This window comes from Deinococcota bacterium (assembly GCA_030858465.1).
Classification (GTDB): Bacteria; Deinococcota; Deinococci; order Deinococcales; family Trueperaceae; genus JALZLY01.
In genome coordinates, this window is sequence record JALZLY010000062.1 from 1 (window position 1) to 9465 (window position 9465).

At 66.5% G+C, this 9465-nt stretch carries 9 protein-coding genes; 6 read left to right on the plus strand and 3 right to left on the minus strand.

Annotation, left to right across the window (positions count from 1 at the left end; all coding sequences use genetic code 11):
• Nucleotides 1–114: 114 nt before the first annotated feature.
• From galE to M3498_03175, 5 genes are all read left to right on the plus strand, one after another.
• Nucleotides 115–1095 carry a UDP-glucose 4-epimerase GalE gene (gene galE, locus M3498_03155; protein ID MDQ3458293.1) on the plus strand — a complete coding sequence of 327 codons (981 nt, stop codon included), beginning with the start codon at nt 115–117 and terminating at the stop codon, nt 1093–1095.
• A gap of 112 nt (nt 1096–1207) precedes the next feature.
• Complete coding sequence (locus M3498_03160) at nt 1208–1804, plus strand: hypothetical protein (GenBank protein ID MDQ3458294.1); 597 nt, start codon at nt 1208–1210, stop codon at nt 1802–1804.
• A 131-nt stretch (nt 1805–1935) separates the two neighbouring features.
• Nucleotides 1936–2403: a 6,7-dimethyl-8-ribityllumazine synthase gene (gene ribE, locus M3498_03165; GenBank protein ID MDQ3458295.1), complete on the plus strand. Its 468-nt coding sequence runs from the start codon at nt 1936–1938 to the stop codon at nt 2401–2403.
• A gap of 1 nt (nt 2404) precedes the next feature.
• Entirely contained in the window at nt 2405–3193 is a 789-nt protein-coding gene (locus M3498_03170) for a tryptophan-rich sensory protein (GenBank protein MDQ3458296.1), read from the plus strand.
• Between the two features lie 146 nt (nt 3194–3339).
• On the plus strand, nt 3340–3741 hold the full coding sequence (locus tag M3498_03175) for a hypothetical protein (GenBank protein ID MDQ3458297.1): 402 nt from the start codon (nt 3340–3342) through the stop codon (nt 3739–3741).
• A gap of 248 nt (nt 3742–3989) precedes the next feature.
• Here M3498_03175 and M3498_03180 read toward each other — a convergent pair whose 3' ends face one another.
• The 3 genes from M3498_03180 to M3498_03190 form a co-directional block, all read right to left on the minus strand.
• A complete protein-coding gene (locus M3498_03180; protein MDQ3458298.1) occupies nt 3990–5579 on the minus strand; it encodes a Tol biopolymer transporter periplasmic protein in 1590 nt (529 codons plus the stop codon).
• Nucleotides 5580–5590: 11 nt separating this feature from the next.
• Entirely contained in the window at nt 5591–7210 is a 1620-nt protein-coding gene (locus M3498_03185) for a hypothetical protein (GenBank protein ID MDQ3458299.1), read from the minus strand.
• A gap of 166 nt (nt 7211–7376) precedes the next feature.
• On the minus strand, nt 7377–8834 hold the full coding sequence (locus M3498_03190) for a hypothetical protein (protein MDQ3458300.1): 1458 nt from the start codon (nt 8832–8834) through the stop codon (nt 7377–7379).
• Nucleotides 8835–8986: 152 nt separating this feature from the next.
• Here M3498_03190 and M3498_03195 point away from each other — a divergent pair.
• Nucleotides 8987–9465 (plus strand): SARP family transcriptional regulator (locus M3498_03195; protein MDQ3458301.1); only part of this gene is annotated, 479 nt, incomplete at its 3' end.

The window sequence follows — 9465 nt, forward strand, 5'->3', positions numbered from 1 at the left end:
TTGCGCTGTGGGTTCTTTTGGCATGGGTCTATTCTCGCCTATTTGCCGGAACTTGACACCGCCCCCGCGAACTCGTCAGGCCGAAGGGCACTGAAATCGGGTAGACTGGCGGCCATGAACATCCTCGTCACCGGCGGTGCGGGCTATATCGGCAGCGTCACCGTAGAAGCGCTGATCGCCCGGGGTCACCGCGTCACCGTTTTGGACAACCTCGCAACCGGCCACCGGGACGCCGTCCATCTTGAGGCGCGCTTCGTCCTGGCCGACATCACCGACCGCGACATGGTGGGCTACGCCGTGGAGGAGAACGAGGTCGAGGCGGTCATGCACTTCGCCGCCTCGTCCCTGGTCGGCGAGTCGATGCAGGACCCCTTCAAGTACTTCTACAACAATTCGGTGGGCAGCTTGAGGCTGCTCGAAACCTTGCTCGAGCACGGCGTCAGGAAGGTCGTCCTCTCCTCGACCGCGGCCCTCTTCGGCCAGCCCGACAGGCTGCCCATCCCCGAGACCTCCCGGGTGCAGCCCGGCAGCGTCTACGGCGAGTCGAAGCACATGATCGAGCGCGTCCTCTCCTGGCTCCACCAAACCAAGGGCCTGGCCTACGTGACGCTCCGCTACTTCAACGCCGCCGGGGCGACCGAAAGCTGCGGCGAGGACCACCGGCCCGAGACGCACCTGATCCCCCTGGTCCTCCAGGTCGCGCAGGGCAAGCGCGAGGCGGTCGCCGTCTTCGGCGACGACTACGACACCAAGGACGGCACCTGCGTCCGCGACTACATCCACGTCTGGGACCTGGCCCAGGCCCACATCCTGGCCGTCCAAGCCTTGGGCGAGGGCGAGGCGCGCGCCTACAACCTGGGCAACGGCCAGGGCTTTTCGGTGCGCGAGGTTCTTGAGGTCTGCCGCGAGGTGACCGGGCGCGACATTCCTGCCCGCATGGAGCCCCGCCGCGCCGGCGACCCGCCGGCCCTGGTGGCGGACTCGAGCCTGATCGCGCGCGATCTCGGCTGGCGGCCCGAGCACCCCGAACTCCGGGCCATCGTCGCCTCGGCCTGGCGCTGGCAGCAGCGGCACCCGGAGGGATACCGGGGTTGAGAATTGAAGATTGCATGGTTGTCCCTGCGTGAACGGGCTGTGAAGCTCCTGTGAACGAGGGCGGAAGCGCGGCTCACGCGGCCGTGTTAAGCTGAGCGGATTTGGAGGACTGGTGAAAAGGACAGTTATCTTCGTGATTACCCTGCTCTCGCTCCTGGCCGCGAGCGCCACGGCGCAACAGGCGGTGACGGTCGAGGGCTTCGTCAGGATGGAAGGCGAGATTCCCGAGAACAGCCGGGTCGGCGTCCACGTCATCGACTTGGACGGCAACACCCTCGGCGAGCTGACCAGCACCGGCCTCGTCGCGGGCACCTTCAGCATGACGGCGCCCCAGGCGGCGGTGGAGCCGCTCGCGCCCCTGCGCGACGGCGCCGTGCCGCTGCCCGGCTTGCAGAGCGAATACCGCGTCAGTCCCGAGGGGGTCAACTACGCGCGCGCCGTCACCAAGGTCTACATCGACAACGACGGCAGCGGCGCCTATACGCCGGGCACCGACGCGGGTTTCGTCAGCATCGCCACGCTCGAGTCGGGCGGCTTCTACGTCCTGCTCTACGTCGACCGGGACGCCACCCTGACGGGCCGGGGCGCGACCGTCGAGTTGCGCCAGGGCTGGAACGTCTTCACCGTCCAGCCCGGCGACGAGGGCGAACTGCGCTACGCGGCCGTGAGCCGGGTGGACGATATCGTCTTGGACACCTTCAGGCCCTGATGCGCGCTCGCTAGGACGGGTGAAGGAGAGAGCGATGAGGGAGAGGACAATCAGCGAGCCGGTCGCGATCGAAGCGCCGCGGTAGCGCGTAGACTGGATGGCTATGAACGTGATCGTATGAACGTGATCGTATGAACGTGATCGAAGGACAGCTTAGCGCGGGCGGTCTCAGCTTCGCGGTGGTGGCGAGCCGCTTCAATGACCTTGTCACCCGGCGGCTCCTAGATGGCGCCGCCGACGCCGTCAGGCGCCACGGCGGCAGCGAGGACAGCCTCACCGTAGTCTGGGTGCCGGGCGCGGTGGAGATTCCCGTGGTCGCCAAGAGGCTGGCCGCCAGCGGCGACTACCACGCCGTCATCACCCTGGGCGCGGTCATCCGCGGCGCGACGAGCCACTACGACTACGTCTGCAGCGCCGTCATCAGCGGCGTGAGCACGGCCGCCCTGGAGACCGGCGTGCCGGTCATCTTCGGCGTCCTGACCGTGGACAGCATCGAGCAGGCCCTGGAGCGCGCCGGCACCAAAGCGGGCAACAAGGGCTTCGAGGCGGCGGTGGCGGCCATCGAGATGGCCAACCTGATAAAGGCGCTGGAGGGATAAGATGCCGGGTACGGCTCGAGACCTCGTCCGGCAAGCCGTCAACGTCCTTGCCGTTCTGGCGGTGATCGCCGTGAACGCGCTGGCCAACGCGCTGCCGCTCTACGGCCGCACGACCGGCGAGATCTCCGACGGCTTTCCCATCCTCTTCGTGCCGGCGGGCTACGTCTTTGGCATCTGGGGCCTCATCTACTTAGGGCTCGTCGGCTTCGCCCTCTACCAGGCGAGGCCCAGGGAGCGCGCCAACTTGCGGCTCAGGCGCGTGGGCTACCTCTTCGCCTTGAGCTGTGCCGCGAACATCGCCTGGCTCTTCGCCTGGCACGCCCTCCGCCTGCCCCTGAGCCTCGCCGTCATGCTGGCCTTGCTCGCTCTGCTCATCCTCATCTACTTGCGCCTCGGCAGCGGGCGCGAGGAGGTTCCCAGGGCGGAAAGGCTCCTGGTGCGGCTGCCCTTCAGCCTCTATCTGGGCTGGATCACCGTGGCGACGGTCGCCAACGCCAGCGCCTTGCTCTACAGTCTGGGCTGGGACGGCTGGGGGCTCTCGGACGCCACCTGGACGATTCTTATGCTGGCGGCGGCCACGGCCATCGGCACCCTGGTCCTGGTGACCAGGCGCGACCTGGCCTTCAACCTCGTCCTCGTCTGGGCCTTCGTGGGCATCTTCGTCGCGCAGCAGGGCCACCCACCCGTGGCGGCCGCCGCCTTGGCGGCGGCCGGGGTGGTGCTGGTGCTGGTCTTGCTGAGCGCCTTTCGCACGCCCGATGCGCCCGGTGGGGCCCTGCAAGGGGGCTGAGACCCTCACGCCCTTTGCGGCCGGTAAGCAACCCGTCGCCGCTGGGCGCGGCAAACGGCGAGGCTTGTCTTGGCGGGGTTCAGGGTATAGTCTAGGAATGAGTAACACGGTAATAGCTGACACAGCAATAGCTGACACAGCAATGGGTGACACAGTTGGGTGACGAAGCACAGCAGACCTACAGCGCCCGGGAGATCGTGCTCGAGTTCTTTCCCGCCACCCGGAGCGAGCTCATCCCCGGCGAGCGCGAGTGCCGCATGGAACGCGGGGCCGGCGGCCGCCTGCTCATCGCCGACCTGAAACGCCACGAGGCGCTCGTCTTCACCTCCGTCAGCCGCGCCGGCCAGGCCGGCAGCCAGCTCTGCTGCGACATCTGCCAGATGAACGTCCTGCGCGGCGACGCCGAGCTGATGCGCGCCGAGGTGCCCGGCTCGCAGGGCCGCCGTTACCGCTATGTCTGTGTCTGTCGCAACAGCCAAGCCTGCGACGCGCGCCGCCTCGGCGACAAGACCTTAAAGGAGCTGTTGGCGCGAGTGCGCGGACGCTGAGCTAGACTCGAGAGCGGCCGGGGAAAGCAAAGAGCGCAGAGGCCGATAGCTTGCTTGGCTATCTTCTCGAATGCACCGAGTGCAGGCTGGGCTTGCTCGAGCAGGAGCCCGCCGCCCCATACAGCCGGGTGGGTGGCGAGGGAATTTTTACGGTCTTTCTGAAATGACAGCGCTGCCCCTTTCATCCTTGGGAAGAGCTAAGGGGCAGCGTGACAGCTGGACCTGAGGCTAGGATCTGGCGTCAGGTCCTACCAACTCCAGGCTGGGGCATAGGCGTCCTCGACCAACAGTGCCAGACCGCTGCCGTCACGGTCGACCACCCACAGGTCGAGGTCCGAGAGCTTCCCGGTGGTGACGTCGAACTCCGCTGCCCGGTCGAAAACAAAGCGCTGGCCGTCAGGCGATACGCCGATCTGGTTCACGAAGTCGCCAGTGAGCGAAGTCAGGCGGGTGGCCTCGCCGGAAGCGAAGTCGTAGACGAACAGATTGCTGCTTCTGTCCTCTCCGAAGTAGTCGCCCTCCGTGACCGAGTAGGCGAAGCCCGAGCCGTCGGGGAGCCAGGCCAGGCCGAAGACGGACTCGGTAGACGTGAAGGACACGAGCGGCTCGCCGACCGTCGCCGCGCCCTCAGGCGTGAGGTGGATGGTCGTGGGCTCGCCCGGACCCCAGCCCGTGTGGAGAAGCTGGTTCGCCGTCGCCGCGGTCGGCCCGCGCGCCGCATAGAGGATCAGAAAGGGCGTCTCTGCATTCTCGGCCAGGAGGCGGCTGCCGAATTCGAGCGGCTCCGGTGCAGGCGGAAGTTCCAGAAGAGCATTGAAGTTGAGCACGAAGCCCAGGCTCGAGCCGTCCCATTTCCAGCTGGGCGAGCGCGCCTCCCACGGGGCAGCGGGGATGGACACCCGCGCCTCGGCCGTCGTGACCGTGCCGCCCGCTTGAACGTCGGTGGCGGTAGCGCCGAGGATTGCTCGAGCGTCAGGCAAGTTGAAGGCGTCGTTGGGGGCGATGACCGTGGCGACCTGCAGGAACCCCGACCCGAAGTCGGCGACGTTTTCGAAGGTCACCACCCCGCTGCCGCCCGGCGGCAGGTTGACCGGCTGCACGCCGGGCGCACCCTGGAAGTAGAGAAAGCCCGAAAACGAGCTGAAGCCGTCGTTGCGGACCGGCACCCGCACCGTGCCCTTGGGGTACGCGCTCAAGGCGGCGCAGGCTGGCCCCTGGGTGAGGCGGCGGTAGTCGGTGCCGTCAGCGTCTACAGTGTAGATGTCGGCTATAAACAGCGAGCAGCCGCGCTCGTGGGTGCTGGCGAAGGCGAGTTGCCGCGCGTCGGGGCTCCAGCTCATGCTCCAGACCTCGTAGCGTTCACTGGGGTCGTCCAGGCCGTGCGCCCACAGGCGGCGGTCGCCCGTCCCGTCCGGGCTGACGAGCCGGATTTCGTCGCCATTGCCGCGCGCGTAGGCGATGGTGTTATGCAGGGGCGCGGCGTCTCCATCACCGTCTCCATCACCGTCTCCATCACCGTCTCCATCCCCAGTTCCGGTGACGGTCACTTTGGTCGCGTCGGTCGTCTCGCCGGCGGCGTTGGCGGCGGTGAGGGTGTATTCGGTCGTGTGACTGGGCGTGACGGTCGTGCTCGAGCCCGTCACCGGGCCGACACCGGGGCTGATGCTCAGGCTGGTCGCCCCCGTCACCTGCCAGGCGAGCGTGCTTTGGTCCCCCGGCGCGACGGTGGCAGGGTTGGCGGTGAAGCTCTCGATGACCGGCCTGCCGCCCGGCGCGGGCTGGCTGCTGCAGGCGGCGGCGAAGAGGAGCAGGAGGATGGTGATGACGGATCGGTGCATGTGATTTCCTTTCATCTGCTGGTGGGCGTGATGACCCAGGCCACATCGGCCTTGCCCATGTTCTGTGCGCCGACCATGTTTCTCAATAAGCTCGAGTAGCCACTGAGGTAGGTACCGCCGCCCACAAGGTTGACGTGGGGCTCCTGCCTGTTTTCAACGGAAAAGAACCCGTTGCCGCCCAGCTCGAGCGGCCGCGGTGTCGGGCGCTGGGCGGGCATGCTGAAAAACACCACCTCTGCGACCGTCGAGGGGGCGACGTTCCCTTTCAGGTGGTCGTTCTTGGCGTCAATCGAGACGTGGGCTTTGAAGGTGTAGTCCGTGCAGTCCGCGGAGAGGTAAAGCTTGACCGGGCCTCTGTTGCCCAGGTTGGGAGTTCCGCTGCCCTTGATCTCGTAGTGTTGCGACCCCCACGGCGAGGTGGTGGTATGCGTGTCGAAGATCTCCGCCGTGCCCTCGGTCAAGGTACCCCACCAGCCCGCCGCCCAGGGCCGGGCGTCCTCGAGCTTTTCGTCCAGGGTGAAGCGCACTGCCGCCGTTCTCAGGATAGTGACCGACGCGGTGCCGTTTTCGGTCGACTCCTCGCCCGACTGCTGATAGGAGAGGATGATGGAGCCCGCCCAGCTCGGCGCGGCGAGGGCTTCGTCGCAGGGGTCCGGGCAGCGCAGCCGCGGGTCGTCGGGATTGTACTTGGCCGGGTCGCCGCCCATAATCTGGTTGAGCCGGGCGTGGCGGGTGACGTTGCGGAGCTGCTCGGTGTTCTGCCGGTCGATGCAGGCCCCCACCGAGGTCTTCCAGCAGTTGTCCGCGCCCTTGAGGGCGGCCTCGCTCACCGCCCGCGTCTTGGCCGCGAGCTTCTCGTCCAGGCCCCAGAGGCTCACGGCCCGGCTCCAGCCGAGCACCTTGGAGATGTTCGCCTCGGCGTAGCCACAGTCCGTGGCGATCTGGCCGAGCATGCCCTTGACGACCTTGTCGTAGAACGTGTTCACGATAGCCTCGACCTTAGCATTGAACTGCGGGTCGCCCGCCTGACCCTTGAGCTGCGCTCTGCGCTCCTTGCGGACGAGGTCGGCCAGCATCTGCTCGAGCTGCGCCTCCCAGTCGAAGGGCATGATCTCTATGGTGACGGTGTCGCTCACCTCCGGGTCGTTCACGGGGATGGGGTCGTTCTCGCCCCGGACGTAGGCGCCGTACTCGGAGAAGTGGATGAGTTTGAGCGAAACTCTCGTGGGGTCGAGCTCGAGCGGGTAGAGGTGGAACTCTTGGCCCTCCTGGGCGGAAAAGGCGATGGCTTCTCCCGTGCCGCCGCCCGGCAGGGTGATCGTCAGGGTGGCGAGGTCGTTGAGCCGCAGGCCGTGAGGCTTCAGCTCGACGCCGAGGAGCCGCCCACCACTGATGGGTGAGCCCTCGATGGTCAAGATGGGAGTCATGGTGATGTCGGTCGCTTCCAGAAGCGCGTCCGGTGGGATGGTTAGGGTATAGACGGCGCCGTCCTCTGCGGTGAGGCTCAGCGTGCCGCCCCCGACTGGGATGCTCCGGCTGAGCGCCCGGCTCTCATCCATCGTGACGCTCACCTCGAGTGGCTTGGGTTCTGGGATGTCAATGGGTGGCGGGTCGTTGGTGGGCGGGGTCACGCCACCCCCACCGCACGACACCAGCAGCACAATCAACCCGTGGAGTAACACAGAGGTGCGATTGTGCGCCCAGCATTTGTAAGGCCTATCGTCCAACTTCATGGTATCCCTCCACAAGATAGCGAACGCCCCTTGATCTTAGGGGCGTTCGCACGAAGCCCAAAGCCTAGTTTCCCGCGACCGTAAAGCTCTGCATCATGCCCAGCATGAAGTGCGGCATGCCGGTGGCTTCACCTAGGTGATCGGGCATGAAGCAGATGGCCACGTACTCGCCAGCACTCAGCTCGAGCGTGTGGTAGTTGCTCTCGCCAGCACTCATGATGCCGACGTAGCCTGCGGGTTCGCCGGGCGGCTCGCCCTCTTCGGTTTCCATCCAGGCCGTGAAGTCATCCATGCTCATGCCCTCGCCCAGTTTGAAGAGGACGATATGATGCAGTTGTTGACCGCTGTTGACGACGTGCCAGAGCTGCTCGCCTGCTGTGAGATTGGGCGGGAAGGCAAAGGCAAAATCGACCATCTGCACCGTCACGTCCGCTTCGGGTGCTTCAGCCTGCGCTTCTCCCGTGACCGTGAAGGTCTGGTAGAAGCGCTCGGCCACACCCTCGCTTTGTGGGCTGCCTTCCAGCGCGTAGTCGCCCTCTTCTAACACCACACCGAAACTGCTGCTCTCACCCGCTTCGGCATCAAACTCGCCCGCCACGTCGACGAGCTCGAGGCCCTCGTTGATGGCTGTGACGACATCACCGCCTTCAGCGAAGGCCTCTTCGATCCGTGCGCTGGCAGCTTGGAAGGCTTCTAAGGTGGCGCCTTCCTTGAGGCGGAACAGCGTCAGGGTATAGGGCGCTTCGCCGTCGTTGTCGAGGGTGAAAACAGTGTAACCCGGCGCGACCTCCTCGGGAATGCCCTCGCCCTCGGTGCTGGCAGCCCAGACGACTTCGGACGCGCCGCCCTCGCCTTCCGGCATCTCGGGCATGGCCATGTAGTACCAACCCGCGCCCGTAGGCACCTCGCCCACGGTCGTCTCCATCGCGCTCGAGGCGCCGTCCGTCACCTCGGTCGAGGTCGAGATGAGGGTGTTCCAGCCCTGCTGCAGGTCTATGTTGATGGCCTCGGTCTCGCCCTCGCGCACACACGTTCCCCTGATGGTGACACTCTCGGTGGCGTAGGCGTAGAAGACCGCGAAGTCGCCGACCTGGGCGGCGCCTTCTGTCTCGAGCGCCACCGCCTCGGAGGACGCTTGGGCGATAAAGCCCGTCATCGCCTCGTCTTCCAAGACGCCGAGCGCGAAGACGCCCGCGCCCATGAAGCTCTCGGGCGTGAGGCTCAGGCCCTCGGGGGCTTCCGGGCAGATTTCGGTGGCGTCCAAGCGGGTAAGCAGCTCCGCGGGAACCTCGGCGGGCAAGCCAAGCTCGAACGCGCCGTCCGCGGCGATGGTCCCCTCGGCGATGGTCCCCAGGGGCGCGTCCTCCGTGAACGACATCGCCGCGAGCTGCGCCTCGCCGTGGTCCCAGTTGGCAACCTGCCCCGACAGCAGCGGCCCGCTCCCTTGTTCAGCGGCGAGAGCGAGTGCCTGCGCCGCCAGCAGGGCGACCACCAAAGCGCGAATCCAACCTTTTACCACCATGACCTGCCTCCTTTTCTCTTTACCTTTTCTCTTTACCCTATTTTCTTTGTCTCCAAGAGACGAAAGAAGTATAGAAGGGAGGGTGTTAACGAGGCGTTAACGGCTGTGCAGCCCGTGTAACCAGGGCGGTGTCACCGCCCTATAATGAGCCTATGCAACTGCAAACGCTCGGCGGGCTGGCGCTCTTGGGAACGCGCTTCAAGCGACCCAAGCCGCTGCTCTTGCTCGCCTACCTCGCGCTCGAGGGCGCTTACGACCGCCGTCACTTAGCCGAGCTGTTCTGGCCGGGCGCGGCCGAGCCGATGGGCAGCCTGCGCGTCGCCCTCTCGCAACTGCGCGCGGGCGCGCCAGGGGCGCTTGCGGAGGGCGCGCGCCTCGGCGCCGCGGTCGAGACGGACGCCGTGCGGCTCCTAGCAGAGCTCGAGGCCGGCGCCCTGGCAGTGGCCGTCCGCGGCTACGGCGGCGCCTTTTTGGAAGGCTTCTATCTGGCGGAGCTCGGCGCCGAGCTCGAGGAGTGGGTCTACAGCACCCGCGAGTTTCTGGCAAAGAGGGTGAGAAGCGCCCTCCTTGCGTTCGCCGAAGGAGACGCCGCCGTGGGCGACTTCAGGGCGGCGGCGCGCCGGGCACAGGG